11 protein-coding genes are annotated in these 14,286 nt (G+C 65.5%); 6 read left to right on the forward strand and 5 right to left on the reverse strand.

Annotation, left to right across the window (positions count from 1 at the left end; genetic code table 11):
* Positions 1-130 precede the first annotated feature (130 nt).
* Positions 131-1,246 carry a glycosyltransferase family 4 protein gene (locus tag RAH40_RS09725; protein ID WP_306601909.1) on the reverse strand — a complete coding sequence of 372 codons (1,116 nt, stop codon included), beginning with the start codon at positions 1,244-1,246 and terminating at the stop codon, positions 131-133.
* Between the two features lie 760 nt (positions 1,247-2,006).
* Between RAH40_RS09725 and RAH40_RS09730 the strand changes: the two genes are divergently transcribed.
* The 6 genes from RAH40_RS09730 to RAH40_RS09755 are packed head-to-tail and all read left to right on the forward strand — an operon-like array spanning position 2,007 to position 8,543.
* The gene (locus tag RAH40_RS09730; protein WP_306601910.1) at positions 2,007-3,164 is read left to right on the forward strand and encodes a DegT/DnrJ/EryC1/StrS aminotransferase family protein; all 1,158 of its coding nucleotides are present in this window, start codon (positions 2,007-2,009) and stop codon (positions 3,162-3,164) included.
* A gap of 2 nt (positions 3,165-3,166) precedes the next feature.
* Complete coding sequence (locus RAH40_RS09735; protein ID WP_306601911.1) at positions 3,167-4,072, forward strand: sugar transferase; 906 nt, start codon at positions 3,167-3,169, stop codon at positions 4,070-4,072.
* A gap of 44 nt (positions 4,073-4,116) precedes the next feature.
* On the forward strand, positions 4,117-5,463 hold the full coding sequence (locus RAH40_RS09740) for an O-antigen ligase (protein ID WP_306601912.1): 1,347 nt from the start codon (positions 4,117-4,119) through the stop codon (positions 5,461-5,463).
* A gap of 9 nt (positions 5,464-5,472) precedes the next feature.
* Positions 5,473-6,477 carry a RimK family alpha-L-glutamate ligase gene (locus RAH40_RS09745; RefSeq protein ID WP_306601913.1) on the forward strand — a complete coding sequence of 335 codons (1,005 nt, stop codon included), beginning with the start codon at positions 5,473-5,475 and terminating at the stop codon, positions 6,475-6,477.
* A complete protein-coding gene (gene murJ / locus RAH40_RS09750; protein WP_306601914.1) occupies positions 6,461-7,891 on the forward strand; it encodes a murein biosynthesis integral membrane protein MurJ in 1,431 nt (476 codons plus the stop codon). Before RAH40_RS09745 ends, murJ begins: the two co-directional genes overlap by 17 nt.
* Before the next feature lie 19 nt (positions 7,892-7,910).
* Positions 7,911-8,543, forward strand: coding sequence for an acyltransferase (locus RAH40_RS09755; RefSeq protein WP_306601915.1), 633 nt, complete (start codon positions 7,911-7,913; stop codon positions 8,541-8,543).
* On the opposite strand, the gene RAH40_RS09760 is transcribed toward RAH40_RS09755, so the two are convergent.
* The 4 genes from RAH40_RS09760 to RAH40_RS09775 all read right to left on the reverse strand — a co-directional run bounded on the left by RAH40_RS09760 (position 8,506) and on the right by RAH40_RS09775 (position 14,233).
* Positions 8,506-9,639, reverse strand: a complete 1,134-nt coding sequence (locus RAH40_RS09760; RefSeq protein WP_306601916.1) for a glycosyltransferase family 4 protein — start codon at positions 9,637-9,639, stop codon at positions 8,506-8,508. The genes RAH40_RS09755 and RAH40_RS09760 overlap by 38 nt on opposite strands.
* Positions 9,639-10,670 carry an SDR family oxidoreductase gene (locus RAH40_RS09765; RefSeq protein ID WP_373432554.1) on the reverse strand — a complete coding sequence of 344 codons (1,032 nt, stop codon included), beginning with the start codon at positions 10,668-10,670 and terminating at the stop codon, positions 9,639-9,641. Before RAH40_RS09765 ends, RAH40_RS09760 begins: the two co-directional genes overlap by 1 nt.
* Positions 10,667-11,941 carry a nucleotide sugar dehydrogenase gene (locus tag RAH40_RS09770; protein WP_306601918.1) on the reverse strand — a complete coding sequence of 425 codons (1,275 nt, stop codon included), beginning with the start codon at positions 11,939-11,941 and terminating at the stop codon, positions 10,667-10,669. The genes RAH40_RS09765 and RAH40_RS09770 overlap by 4 nt, the downstream gene beginning before the upstream one ends.
* Before the next feature lie 132 nt (positions 11,942-12,073).
* Positions 12,074-14,233, reverse strand: coding sequence for a glycosyltransferase (locus RAH40_RS09775; protein WP_306601919.1), 2,160 nt, complete (start codon positions 14,231-14,233; stop codon positions 12,074-12,076).
* Positions 14,234-14,286 lie beyond the last annotated feature (53 nt).

The following is a 14,286-nucleotide window of genomic DNA, read 5'->3' on the forward strand; positions in this document are numbered from 1 at the left end:
ACGCATGCGTGAGGCCTGACGGACGCGTTCGGGCTGCCCATCAGGCCGAGCCGCCTCTCCTCGTCGATTGCCACGGTGACAAAAGAACATGATCGAAAACCCTTGAACTGAGTCTGACAGGGAGGGCGGTTCATGACGCACTCCTAATACCGCGGGCCCGAATCGCAGCCTGGATGGCTGACTCCCACATCTCCATCACCCTGTCCTCGCTGAACCGCTCCAGCACATCCCTGGCAGCGGCGCCCATCCGGGTCCGCTCCTCGGGGGAGGCCATGAGCCTCGCCATGGACCGGGAGAAGGCCGGCACATCCTGGGGCGGCACCAGCAGGCCATTCGAGCCATCCCGGATCAATTCCGAAGGGCCGCTCTCGCAGTCGAAACTCACGACGGGAAGGCCGCATGCCATCGCCTCCGCCAGGGCGTTGGGAAAGCCCTCCGTCCGCGAGGGGAATACGAACAGATCGGCGGCCCGCAGGCAGCCACCGACCTGTTCCGTCGCACCTTTCAGCAGGATCCGGTCCCCCAGTCCGTACGACTGGATCTCCCCTTCCAAGGCCCTGCGCTCCGGACCCTCCCCATAGATCGCCAGGTCCCAGTCCGGGAAGTCGCCCGCGATCGCAGCGAAGGCCTGGATGAGCATGTCATGGCCCTTGACCTTGCTGAGCCGGCCAAGGGTGATCGCGACCCGCCTCGGCCCCCGCGGTCCAGGCTCCGGATCCGCCGGAGGCAGCACCACCGGGTTGGGGATCACCCTGCCTTTGGACCTCACGGCACGGGAGAAGAAATTCAGCGCGTGGGTCGTCTGGACCACGACGCAGTCGGCCCAGGGGTAGGCCAGACGGCGCAAGCCATTCCATGCACGTCCGATGGATCGTCCACTTGGGTCCGTGCGCTCTGAGACGATGACAGGCAGGCCGGACATCCCCCGCGAAGCGAGCAGGCTTAGGACATTGTTGCGGTCCAGGAAGGACACCAGGATGTCCGGCCGGATGGCCTTCAAGGCCCTCCGGAGGCGGATCAACCGCCAGATATTCGACCAGGATGCGTCCAGGATATTGCTGGAATCGGATCGAAGGCCAAGCGGCAGGTGCGCAACCCGGGGATCGAGTTCGTAGAAGGGGGGATGCTCGCCCGAATCGGAGGTCAGGATCGTCACCCGCCTTCCCTGCTCCGACCAGGCCCGGGCCAGATTCACCGCGACCCTGGCCGCCCCTCCATCGATCAGGTGGTTGACGAAGATGGCCATCCGCAGGCCCACGGTGGGATTTCGCGGTGGGGCCGCCGGTCCACCCTGGCCCAGGTCCGGTTTAGTTTCACAATTTGGTGCCTTAACCGCCATGGTTTACCTTCGGCGACAGTGATCGGACGGGCGATTCCCGAGGAAGGGCAGATCTTCAACAGGGTGTGGCGACAAAGCCAATTGCGCCTTGCGTGGATGAACGGTTCCCGGAAACGGGAAGGCTGGGCTCCAGGAATACGGAATTATTAATTCACCCAAGTGAGAAAGATGGGGGGAAAATCGGACGATCAAACGCTCAAGGGGTTGAGACGTTCAAGATCCCAGTCTAACGGCCCATCCCCAGGCCACGCAAGACAAGCGTTGGTGAATTCCGGGTCGCGCCGTGGAACCCCGTCCCGGCCGAGGGTATGAACGCCCGGCTCCACCTGGGCAGGTGCCCGCCGGGGAGGCCGGGTCCGGCGGGCCTGGAGACGATTCGGAAAATACCCGCCCTGACGGGCCAAGGCCAGCAGGAAATGCACGCTGCCCCGGAATCAAGGTCAGGGAGAGGATAAATGACGCCTGGGTTGGTTTTATAACTCTCTTCTTTCGTTTGTTTTATGCGCAGAGTGGGCCCCCTGAAAATATCCTGAGAAATTCATGGGCCCGGTTTACCAGATGTAATATCTTGATTAATGGAATATGCTGATTGATGGCTTGTTAAAAGCCTGAGTGATCCCAGGGTTCATTCCGTCCCGGACGATTCGTTTGACCGAAAGGCACCAGCGTGAGAGGGAATTTCCTTCAGTTCAGCCCACCTTCCATCGGGGACACCGAGCGGTCCGAAGTCATGGACACGCTGATGTCGGATTGGATCACCACCGGTCCCAAGACCCGGCTGTTCGAGGCTGAGCTCAAGGCATACCTGGGCGCCCCCGGCCTCGTCAATTTCAATTCCTGCACTGCGGGGCTCCATGTGGGCCTGGTGGTGCTGGGCGTCGGGCCCGGCGACGAGGTCATCGTGCCCAGCCTGACCTTCTGCGCGACGGCGAACGTCTGCGAGCACGTGGGCGCCAAACCGGTCCTGGTGGATGTCCTGCCCGGAACCCTCTGCATCGATCCCCAGGCCGCGGCCCGGGCCATCACCCCCCGCACCCGGGCCATCATGCCCGTGCACTACGCAGGGCACCCCGCCCAGCTGGACGAGCTGTTCGCACTGGCGGACCTTCACGGGCTCCAGATCCTGGAGGACGCGGCCCATGCGCTCCCCGCCAGCTACAAGGGGAGACGGGTGGGCTCCCGGGGCAACCTGGCCTCCTTCAGTTTCTACGCCACCAAGAACCTCACCACGGCCGAGGGCGGGTGCCTCACCGGCGCCGAGGAGCTGATGGGCAGGGCCCGCATGATCGGCCACCACGGCATGGACAAGGAGGCCTGGAAGCGCTTCGACCGGTCCGGATCCTGGTACTACGAGGTCCTGATGCCGGGTTTCAAGTACAACATGACCGATATCCAGGCGGCCCTCGGCCTGGCCCAGCTCGCGCGCCTGGAAGGGTTCCAGGCCCGCCGCCGCCAGGTTTGGAACGCCTACAATGCCAGGCTCGGCAAGCTGGAGGAGCTGCAACTCCCCGTGGAGGACGCGGACGTGGAGTCCAGCCTGCACCTCTATGTGCTCCGCTTGCGCCCGGAAAAGCTAACCATCGAACGCAACGCGTTCATCGAGGAATTGAAGGCCCGCCAGATCGGCACGTCGGTCCATTACCTCCCGGTGCACATGCAACCCTTCTACCGGGACAAGTACCATTACCGTCCCGAGGACTGCCCCGTGGCCTTCGACGCGTTCTCCAGGATGCTCTCCCTGCCCCTGCACCCGGGCCTCACGGATCAGGATGTTGATGATGTCTGCTCCGCCATCGAAGAGATCGTCGCGACCCACCTGCGCTGACCATGATCCGGCTCTTCGACTTCTTCTCCTCCCTGCTCGGTCTGGTTGTCCTTTCGCCTTTTCTCCTGCTGGTCGGGCTGCTCGTCAAGCTGGAGGACGGCGGGGCCGTCTTCTATCGCCAGGTGCGGGTGGGCCGGCATGGCAGGCCATTCCGGATATTGAAGTTCCGGACCATGGCCGTGGACGCCGACCGCAAGGGGCCGCTCCTCACCGTGGGCCGGGACGTGCGCATCACGCGGCTGGGGGCCATGCTGCGCGCCTGGAAGATCGACGAGCTGCCCCAGCTGGTGAACGTCCTCACCGGGGACATGGGCCTGGTCGGACCGCGGCCCGAAGTCCCCAGGTACGTCTCGATCTATTCCAAGGACCAGGCCCGGGTGCTTGAGCTGAGGCCAGGGATCACGGACGCCGCGTCCATCGCCTACCGCTACGAGAACGACCTCCTCCGGGACTGTGAGGATCCGGAAACGTTCTACAAGGAGAATATCCTTCCCAACAAGATCCGCATCAACCTGGAGTACGCGGCGCAGGCCACCTTCAGCTCCAATATCAAGGTCATCCTGGCCACCCTGGGGCTCCTCCCTCCCCCCGTGAAGCCCATCCGGCCCGGTGAACGCCGCGCGTTCGACCGAACCACGCTGGAACGGCCGGTTCTGGTAACCCATCCAGGAGCAGCTTCGGCCGTTTTGCAGGCCCACAATATCAGCAGGGGGGGGATGCTGGTGGAACCCCATCCGGGGTTGCCCGAGGGCAGCCCCTGCACCCTGGCCCTGCCCGAGGAGGGGGCAACGGATCCGGGGCTCATTGCGGAAGGCGTCGTCACCAGGAACAATGGACAAGGAACGGCGGTCCGTTTTGCCGGGCCACTGGGTGGCGAGGCTCTCAAGAGCCTGGACCCCCCGCAATGAACGGCCCGGCGGATGCCTGTCGCATGACTTCGGAGGAGGCCTGGATGTCAGGGTTCGCGGAGAGCACCGGAGCTGGAGACGAGGGAGCGGGTGGGTCGTCCTGGCGGATCCGCGCCCTTTCCATCCTGGTGATGATGGTCCTGGCCGGCATGCTGCCCTTCCTCTCCCACTACCTGCGGGTATCGACCTGGCTTCTCTGGGGCCTGATGATCCTGATCATCGCCTCCTTCGGGAGCAGGCTTTCCCTGGGGCGCCTGATGTGGCCGCTGGCCGCCTACCTCTGCTGGCTCTGCTTCTACTTCGCCTGGGGAAGCATCGTGGCCGGCCGCTTGGACACCTACTTCATCATCAAGACCCTGGGCATCACGGCGCTCCTCGGGGCCACCATGGCGATCCTCTCCGCGAGTCCCCGGAACCTGCGGACCTTCGCCACCACGATCCAGTTCGCCGTCATCATCAATATCCTGGTGCTCCTCCTGTCCAGCCTGAGCTCGCAGGTGGATGCGGTGGTACGGACCGTCACCATGCGCTCGGCCGCGATGGAAGGCGGCTTCCAGCGCTATGGCGGCCTCTGGGGCAACCCGAACCTGGGCGCCTACATCTGCCTGGTGGTCCTGATCTTCTCGGCCTTCGCCGTCCCCTGGGCAGGCCTGCTGGGCCGATTGAGCTGCCTGCCCATCTTCTACCTGTCGGCCAGCCGCAAGGGAGCCATCCTCCTCGTTGTCATCACCCTCCTCTACATGGCCATCGTCCACCGGAGGAACGTCAAGGCCTGGATGGTGGCCCTTGCGCTGATCCTCGCCGGGGTCCTGGCCTTCACCTTCGGCGGCGCCCTCCGCAAGGAGTCCAGGTCCTCGTCCCCGAACGCCTATTTCGCCCGGATGATGGACGTCAAGGAGAGCAACACGGCGGAACGCGGCGAGGCCACCCGGATCGACCTGTTCAATGACTGGATGGCCGTCGTGGCCGTGGAACCCTGGTACGGGTACGGCCTCAATGCCATGATCGGAACCCAGTTCGACGAGGAGCATCCGACGGTCATGACCCAGAAGGGACTCGTGGACAACGGGACCCACAACACCTACCTGGGCGTATGGGTGGATGTGGGGCCCTTCGGGTTCTGCCTCTTCATGCTGATGATCGCCTACTACCTGCGGAAATGCCTCACCGCCCCGGCGACGCCCAGGGTCCGGTGGGTGCTCGTCTCCTTCGCCCTGGTCAACCTGGTTTTCCTGTTCGTCAGCCACTCGCAGCTCACCTCCTTTGAGGGCGAGATCATCTACACCCTGCTCTTCCTGCTGCCCACCAGCCCGGCTGTGCGGGCGCAAATGCGCTTGCCGGGGCCCGATTCCGCGTCCCAGGGCCGACTCCACTTTCTGCCTCAGTCCTAGGAGGGCCCCATGAACGTCGGTCTATGCAACCTCATGAAACCGGATTGGCAGGCGGAATTCGCCAAGGCCTGCTCGGCCCTGGGACTCGGGGTCAGGCCGATCAGGATTGGCGCGGACGACTGGATGGACCAGGTCAAGGGGTTGGACCTGTTCGTCTGGCGCCTGGTCATGGGCGAGACCAGCGGCATGGCCGAGGCCCGGACGAAGATCCCCATGCTCGAATCCATGGGCATCCCGTGCTTCCCCAATTCCCGGATGCTGTGGCTCTACGACGACAAGATCCGCGAGACCTTCTTTCTCCGCCAGCATGGATACCCCACCCCCCGCACCTGGGTCTTCTTCGGCGAGGAGGAGGCCCGGAGCTTCGTGGCCCAGGCTGCCTACCCCCTGGTGGCCAAGTCCCACTGCGGCGCCTCGGCCGGGGGCGTCCAGCTCATCGCCGCCCCCCGGGACGCCGAGCGTCTCCTGGACCGGGTCTTCCGGAAGCCGGGGATCTGGGGCGATATCGTCGAGAACTATTACATCCTCCCGCGTCTGCGCAAGGGCGACCTCATCGTCCAGCTCAAGGCCCGCTACCGGGACTCCTGGCCTCGTTACGCCTATTTCCAGGAATACATCCACATCGACCGGGACTGGCGGATCACCACGCTGGGACCCGATCTGGTGTCGGCCTTCGCCCGGAAGAACCGGCCCGGTGATTTCCGGGCGAGCGGCAGCGGCATCTGGGAGAAGGCCGAGCTCGGGGACCTGCCCGCCGATGCGTGCGATCTGGCCCTGGAGATCAGCAACTCGAATGGTTTCACCAGTATGACCTACGATTTCATGCGGAGCGGGGACCGCTGGGTCATCGGCGAGCTGTCCTATGCGTTCCTCCTCAACAACGTCTACTGCGACACGCTCTTCCGGCGGGAAAACGGAACCTACGTGAACTCCGGCCCCATCCCCATCGGGGAGATGCACCTCAGGGCGGCCCTGGGCACCCTCACGGGAGGGGCAGATGGCCGGAACCGCTGACGCCCCGGTCCAGGGGGAGGCTCCCCAGCCGGAGGAAGAGTCCATCTTCCATCGGGTGCTTTCGCGCTGGCGCCGGCTTACGACCGGTTCCGTGAACCGGCGGGTCCTGGGCGCCACCCTGGTGGTGGGATCCATGACCATCATCATCAAGGCCATCTCCCTCCTGAAGGAATCCTTCGTGGCCGCCTCCTTCGGGACGGGCGGGGACTACGACGCCTTCATCGTCGCCCTGCTGCTCCCGAGCACCATCGTGGGCATCCTTTCCGGATCCCTCAACGCGGCCCTCATTCCCACCTACATCGAAATCCGGGACAAGGAGAACAAGGAGGCCGCCCAGCGCCTCTACACGACGATCCTCCTGTGGAACACCATCCTCCTCGGGGGACTGACGCTCCTCATGGCCTGGACCGTGCGGCTCTGGCTTCCCTTCATCGCCTGGGGATTCGATCCGGCCAAGCTGGAATTGACCCGGACCATCGCCCTCTGGTCCCTTCCCCTGGTGCTCCTGACCGGGTTCGCCACGACCTGGGGAGCCATCCTCAATGCCGGGGAACGGTTCGCCCTGGTGGCCATCGCACCCGCCCTCCAGCCCCTGGCCATCATCCTCGGGCTGAGCTTCTTCTGCCGTGCCTGGGGCATCTATGCCCTCCTGTTCGGCACGGTCCTTGGCGTCCTGCTGGAAACCGTGGTCCTGGGCATGGCGCTTGCCCGGAAGGGGCATCCCCTCCTGCCCCGCTGGCACGGCGTCACCACCGCATTCCGGAAGGTGCGCGCCCAGTATGGCGCGTGCATCGCGGCGGCCTTCCTGGTCAACGGCATGGGCCTTGTGGACCAGGCCTTCGCCTCGACCCTTGGACCCCGCAGCAATTCGGCCCTGAGCTACGGCAGCAAGCTGGTGGGCCTCGTGCTCACCCTCGGCGGGACCGCGCTGGGGACGGCCATTCTGCCCCAGCTGTCCCGGATGGTCGCCAACAACAACTGGACGGGCATCCGCCGCTTCCTCCGCCAGTACACCGCTCTCATCCTCGCCGTCGCGGTACCCACCACGGTCATCCTCATCCTGCTCTCCACCTTCATCGTCAGGACCATGTTCCAGAACGGCTCGTTCAACGCCTCGGACACGGCCCTCGTGGTGCGGATCCAGATCTTCTACCTCCTGCGGATCCCCTTCTCCGCCTGCGGCATCCTGGTCACGCGGACCCTCACGGCCCTGCGCGCGAACCACTTCCTCATGTGGACGGCCGTCGTCAGCTTCACCATCAACGCGGCCCTGGACTATCTTTTCATCCAGACCTACGGGATCGCAGGCATCACCCTTTCCACGTCCGTCTGCAGCTGCATCATCTTCCTGGGCGCCAGCTATGCGATGTACCGGCTCCTCGACAGGCGGGCGCTGGAATCCCCCGCGGCATGACCTTGAGGAGGGCCACCGGATGCTGGGCACGCTCATCGAAGTGATCTTCCGAAACCCCGGGCGCCTGCCGTTCCTGCTCCGGCGGAAATGGTACCTCAGGCGGCTGGCTTCCCGGCCCAACATCCAGCTGAGGGGCCGCGTCCATCTCGCCGGCCTCCCCATGATCGACATCCATCCGGAGGCCAGCCTCGTGATCGGAGACCAGGTAACGCTGGATTCGGACAACCGGGGCTACCACTTGAACATGCACTCCCCGGTCAAGCTCCTCGCGGATGAACCGGGCGCGAGGCTCACCATCGGAGCGAAGACCCGGATCCATGGCACCTGCATCCACGCCTGTCTGTCCGTCACCATCGGCGACCACTGCCTTATCGCGGCCAATTGCCAGATCATCGATTCCAGCGGCCACCTGCTGTCCTTCCCCGATGTGGAGAACAGGATCAACACCCGCAGCGATCCCAAGCCCGTGGTGATCGAGGATCATGTGTGGATCGGAGCCGGGTCGGTCATCCTCCCGGGCGTGACCATCGGGAGAGGCTCGGTCCTCGCTGCCGGCAGCGTGGTGGTGAAGGACATCCCCCCCATGGTGGTGGCCGGCGGGAACCCTGCGAAAGTCATCCGGGACTACGGGCAGTTCCCAGGAAGGACATGATTTCCGCCGTCACCAGCCTCACGTCGTAGCGGGTCTCGGCCATCGAACGGCTCTCCGCCCCGAAGCGGGCGATCCGTTCGGGGTCCCTGGAAAGGCGTTCCATGGCGTCCGCCAGGGCCACTGCGTCGCCCACCGGGACCAGGAAGCCGTTGCGGTCCTCCCGCACGGTCTCCCGGCACCCGGGGCTGTCGGTGGTCACCACGCCGCGCCCCATGGCCATGGCCTCCAGCACCGACCGGGGCGTCCCCTCCCCGTAGGAGGGCAACACCATGATGTGGGAGGACCGGAGGACGGGGCGCACGTCCTTGGCTTCGCCCAGGTAGGTGACGAACCCGCCCTGGACCCACGCCGCCACCTCGCCGGCCTTGACCCCGTTCGTGTTCTGATCCAGGGGCCCCAGGATGGCGGAACGGAAGGAAACGTCCCGCGCCTTCAGGATCCGGCTAGCCTCCACGAATTCGTGGAGGCCCTTGTTCCGGAGCAGCCTCCCCACGAACAGGAAGGACACGGGGCCGTCCGGGAAGGGAGCCGGGGCGTAGTGGTCCAGATCGACGCCCGATCCGTTGATCAGCTTCCGGGGAACGCGGGCCGGCAGCATGCCTTCGGATCCGAAGAAATCGCAGTCGTCCTGGTTCTGGAAGAAGACGCCCTGCGTGCGCGGCAGGGCCGTCCGGTACAGGCGCTTCACGACCCGGCGGACAAGCTTCTCCCGGAAGCCCACGGGCTGTCCCTGCAGCGTGGTGCCCCGCCCCGTGATCATTGCGAAACGCCGGGGGATCCCGGCCAGCGATGCGGCCAGGGTCCCGAACACGACCGTCTTCAGCTCGTAGGAGAGCAGCAGGTCCAGGCGCAGTGCGCGGAGGCGGAGGAACAGCCGGAAGAAGTCGAGCACCGCCCCGAAGGGGTTCAGGCTCGTGCGGTCCAGGGTGATGGGGATGAAGGTGGCCCCCAGGCGGTCCAGGGCGGCGGCCGTCTCGGCCGTCCCCTCTGGAGCAATGCCGAACGCCTCATGCCCGGCCTTGGCCAACTCCGAGAGGAGGTGTCCCCGGAAATTCACAAGATCCTTGGCCTGGCTCCCAAGTACCGCGACGCGCATCAGGACGGGTTCGGCCCGGCGAACCAGGGCACGAGATGGTCCAGGCCGCCGGCCACGGAATGGGTGGGGTCATAGCCGAGCATGGCCTTGATCTTGGAGAGATCCGCCTGGGAGTGGCGGATGTCCCCGGGCCGCGGGGGCGTGTAGACGGGGTCCGGGCACGCCACCTCGGGATGGATGGCCTGGAGCCGCTCGGCGATCATCCAGTACAACTGGGTCAGGGAGGTGGTCCCGCCGAAGGAGACGTTGAAAACCTCGCCCAGGGCCTCCTCGGGTGCGGTCCCGGCCAGGAGGTTGGCCTGGACGGCGTTGGCCACGAAGCAGAAGTCCCGGCTGGTCTCCCCGTCCCCGTGGATCTGGCAGACCTCCCCCTTGAGGAGGGCCGCGATCCATTTGGGCATCACGGCCGCATAGGGGCCTTCCGGATCCTGGCGGGGGCCGAACACGTTGAAGTAGCGCAGGCCGATGGGCTTGAACCCGTAGGCCCGGCCGAAGACCCCCGCGTACCCTTCGTTGATGACCTTGTTCAGCGCGTAGGGGGAAAGGGGGTTGCCCGTGCGGGCCTCCACCTTGGGCAGGACCGGGTCGTCGCCGTAGACCGAGCTGCTGGACGCGTACACCATCCGCTGCACCCCGGCGTCACGGGCCGCCACGAGCACGTTGAGGAAGCCGTCCACGTTGGACTGGTGGCTCGTGATCGGGTCCTTGATGGACCGGGGCACGGAGCCCAGCGCCGCCTGGTGGAGAACCGTGTCCACGTTCTTGCATGCCCGGTGGCACGTTTCCAGATCCCGGATGTCCCCTTCGATGAAGGTGAACCGCTTCCAGGCCTCGGGCCTCGACGCCTGCCTCACGCTTTCCAGGTTCGCGGGATGCCCGGTCGAGAAATTGTCCAGGCCCACCACCACCTGGTCCAGCTCCAGGAGCTGTTGGAGGAGGTTGGAACCGATGAAGCCGGCCGCCCCCGTTACGAGCCAGGTGCGGGGGCTCTGGCGGAGGTGCGTGCAGAGGTCCTGATAACGGCTCATCAAAGGCTCCAGTAGGTCACGCTGTCCGGGAACTGGCCCGGTTCGAAGACGGATTTCACGTCGATGAACACCGCCCTGGAATTGAGGCGGCCGAGGATGTTTCCGAGGCCGGCCTTCAGGAACTGGTCGTGATTGACGGCGAGGATCAGGGCGTCCAGGTTCGCGAAGGAGTCGATGGAGGCGAGCTCCAGGCCGTACTCGTGATGCGTCTCCACCGGATCGGCAAGGGGATCGTGGATCATGGGCTCGATTCCGAACTGCTTCAGCTCCTTGATGATGTCCGGCACCTTGCTGTTGCGGATGTCATGCACGTCCTCCTTGAAGGTCAGGCCCAGGATGCCCACGCGGGCCCCCTTGACCTTGAGGCCGCCCTGGACCATGAGCTTGACCAGCTTCTGGGCCACGTAGGCGCCCATGCTGTCGTTGATGCGCCGGCCGGCGAGGATCACCTCGGGATGGTAGCCCAGCTCCTCCGCCTTGGTGGTGAGGTAGTAGGGATCGACTCCGATGCAGTGCCCGCCCACCAGGCCCGGCGAAAAGGGCAGGAAGTTCCACTTGGTGCGGGCGGCCGTCAGCACCTCCTTGGTGCGGATCCCCACCAGGTCGCAGATGATGGACAATTCGTTCATCAGGGCGATATTGATGTCACGCTGCGTATTCTCGATGACCTTGGCGGTCTCGGCCACCTTGATGGAGGAGGCCCGGTGGATGCCGGCCTTGATGATCGAGCCGTACACTCCGGCGATGATCTCGGCGCTCTCGGCGTCCTGCCCCGAGACGACCTTCACGATATTCTCGACCGTGTGGACCTTGTCGCCGGGATTGATGCGCTCGGGGGAGTACCCCAGCTTGAAATCGACCCCGCAGCGCAGCCCTGACTGCTTTTCCAGGATCGGCCCGCACACGTCCTCGGTGACCCCGGGGAAGACAGTGGATTCATACACCACGATGCTGCCCTTGCCGATCACCTTGCCCACGGATTCCGAGGCTTTGATCACCGGCGTCAGGTCCGGGCGGTTCCAGTCGTCCACGGGCGTGGGGACGGCCACGATGAAGAAATCGCAGCCGCGGAGGTCCTCCAGCCGGCTGGTCATGGTCAGGGTCGTCTCCTTCAGCGCCCCGGCGGGAACTTCCCGGGTGCGGTCGATGCCGTCCCGAAGTTCGCCCACCTTGGTCTCGTGGATATCGAAACCCAGGGTGCCGGGGTATTTCTTCGCCAATTCGAGAGCCAGCGGCAGGCCGACGTATCCGAGACCCACAATCGCGATTCGCATAGAACTCCTTGTGAGGAAGAAAACAGGACCACTTCGTTTTTCAGAATTGTCTCATTGCAACCTGCGCCGTTCTAGTATTTTTACGTTGTCTCCGAGGGACGGAGGCGAATTCCACCCTGGACGGCACGCACATCAAAGCACCCCATCGGCCACCTGGACGGCCTGGCCCACCTCGCCCATGGTCATGGGGACGACCCCGTAGCGATCCCGCAGGAGGCAGTGGTGGCGGAGCAGGGCCTCCAGCACGGCCAGGTTCTCCCCCAGGCGGGTGCCGAAATTGTGAGGGTGCCACCACAGGTGGAAGGACTCCCCCCTCATGGCGGCCGTCTCCATGGCCTTCTGGATCCGCCGCACGCGCAGGCCCTCCAGCCCCTGGAGCCGCTGGGAACTGGCTCGCAGGAACCGGCTCGAAGGGCAATTGACCAGGCCGGTATCCAGCCACCGCCGGGGGATGAAGCCATTGGGACCTGACAAGTCCAGGTAGTTGTCGATCAGGCGGGCCGCACGCTTGACCTGGGACTCGTCCTGACCCCGGGACTCCGCGTACATCCATGCACTCTCGTTTCCCCTGAAGACCTTGAAGCCCAGGGCCGAACAGATGGCCAGATACTCGGCATTGGCCTGGTTGCGGGGAAACACGAAGCTGGGGGTGGAGACTCCGAAGGAACCTGACACCCGCAGCCAGGCCTCCAGGTCGGCCCGGAACTGGGCGGCCTCCTGCCCCTCCTCCAGGCAGTAGTAGTGGGAGAAGGTGTGGCTTCCCAGTTCCATCCCCTCGCAGTCAAGGACCTGTTTCACGAGGGAGGAGCCGAAGTGGTAGGGATCGGCCTTCTCGTCGGGTCCCAGGTCCTTCAGGGCCAGGTAGGGATCCAGGCCGGCGTTCCGGTAGGAGGGCCTGAGGTCGGGCAGGTGCTCGAGGAGGTCGGACTTGCGCTCGAACATGGCCATCCCCACCGCCGCCCAGGTGGCCTTGACGCCGTACTTCCGGAAGAGCGCGAGCATGGCCGGAATGGCCTGGCGCTCCCCCAGGATGTTCTCCCCGTAGCTGGCGAGGCTCCGCTTGTCCCGGACCCCCCAGAAGAGCTCGAAATCCAGGGAGATGACGAAGGCGGGGGGCGGGCATTGGGGCCGGCCCGGGGCCTGGGGTTCCTGGACGTGCACCGACCGGCGCTTGGCGGTCGACCTGATCAGCTGTTTGATCAGGATCTCCCAGCGGTCCAGGATCCGCTCGTTGTCGAAACAGGCCGCCACCCGCCCCCGCCCCATGGTGCCCATGTCCAGGAGCTTTTCCGGGGACAGGGCCATCATCTCCACCATGCGCCCGGCCAGGGCCCCGGGATCCCGGCAGGGGACGATGAATCCGGATGCGCCATGCACGAGCAGCTCCCGGACCCCGCCGGCATCCGTGCTCACCACGGGCACGCCGGAGGCCATGGCTTCCATCACCGTGTTGGGCATGCCTTCCCAGGCCGAGGACAGGACATAGGCGTCGCAGGCCCGGAGCAGGCGGGGAACGTCGGACCGGGAGCCCAGGACATGGACGCGGTCCCCGAGACCGAGCTGGGCGGCTTTCCGGCGCAGGGCCTCCAGGTCCCCGGGCGTCCCCCCCCCGGCGACCAGGAGGTGCATTCCGCCCCGGGGAATGCGCCCCAGGGCCTCCATCAGGGTCGCGTAGTCCTTGGATGGCAGCAGGTTGCCCACCGCCAGCCACACGAAGGCCTCGTCCGGCAGGCCCAGCTCGGCCCGCACCTCCTCCCGGGTGGCGGGATCGGGGTAGTCCGAGGCGATGATCCCGTTATGGATCACCAGGGTCTTGCCTGGGGTGAGAATGTTCCGGGCGACCAGGTACCGGATGCCCGCATGGGAGTTGGCCGCCGTGACATCAATGAGCCGCTCGGTGCGCCGGTAGAGTCTCTCCCGTCCCGGGGTCTTCACGAAGGCCGTGCGGAAGGAGGAGACGATGGCGCGGACGCCCGCCAACCGGCCCAGGACCCGGCCCATGATGTCGCCATGGTAGTTGAACGTGATCAGCACCGCGGGCTTCCACCGGAGCAGCTTGAGGGTCATGCGGAACGCCATGGCGAAGGGCAGGCCACGCACCCACGGCATTCCATCGGCACAGGCGTGGCAGGGGATGCCGGCCTCGGCCAGTTCCCGGGTGAAGGCGACCGAGGGCAGCATGGTGAGGACGCCCACCTTCCAGCCCCGCCGCTGGAGCGTGATGGCGATGCGGGTGAGCTGGGCGTCGGCGCCGCCGCGGAGCAGGTGATCGGTGAGGAAGACGACATCCATTGAGCAGCATCCGGTGGAAGGTGGTTCGGAAGGCCGGTCGCGGCCCGGAAGCC

The sequence above is a fragment of the Geothrix sp. 21YS21S-2 genome (assembly GCF_030846775.1).
GTDB lineage: Bacteria > Acidobacteriota > Holophagae > Holophagales > Holophagaceae > Mesoterricola.

Coding starts and splice junctions, on each gene's coding strand:
- murJ (WP_306601914.1), top strand. CDS start 6,461: ATGGCCGGAACCGCTGACGCCCCGGTCCAGGGGGAGGCTCCCCAGCCG.
- RAH40_RS09770 (WP_306601918.1), bottom strand. CDS start 11,941: ATGCGAATCGCGATTGTGGGTCTCGGATACGTCGGCCTGCCGCTGGCT.
- RAH40_RS09745 (WP_306601913.1), top strand. CDS start 5,473: ATGAACGTCGGTCTATGCAACCTCATGAAACCGGATTGGCAGGCGGAA.
- RAH40_RS09735 (WP_306601911.1), top strand. CDS start 3,167: ATGATCCGGCTCTTCGACTTCTTCTCCTCCCTGCTCGGTCTGGTTGTC.
- RAH40_RS09775 (WP_306601919.1), bottom strand. CDS start 14,233: ATGGATGTCGTCTTCCTCACCGATCACCTGCTCCGCGGCGGCGCCGAC.
- RAH40_RS09725 (WP_306601909.1), bottom strand. CDS start 1,246: ATGGCCATCTTCGTCAACCACCTGATCGATGGAGGGGCGGCCAGGGTC.
- RAH40_RS09755 (WP_306601915.1), top strand. CDS start 7,911: ATGCTGGGCACGCTCATCGAAGTGATCTTCCGAAACCCCGGGCGCCTG.
- RAH40_RS09740 (WP_306601912.1), top strand. CDS start 4,117: ATGTCAGGGTTCGCGGAGAGCACCGGAGCTGGAGACGAGGGAGCGGGT.
- RAH40_RS09760 (WP_306601916.1), bottom strand. CDS start 9,639: ATGCGCGTCGCGGTACTTGGGAGCCAGGCCAAGGATCTTGTGAATTTC.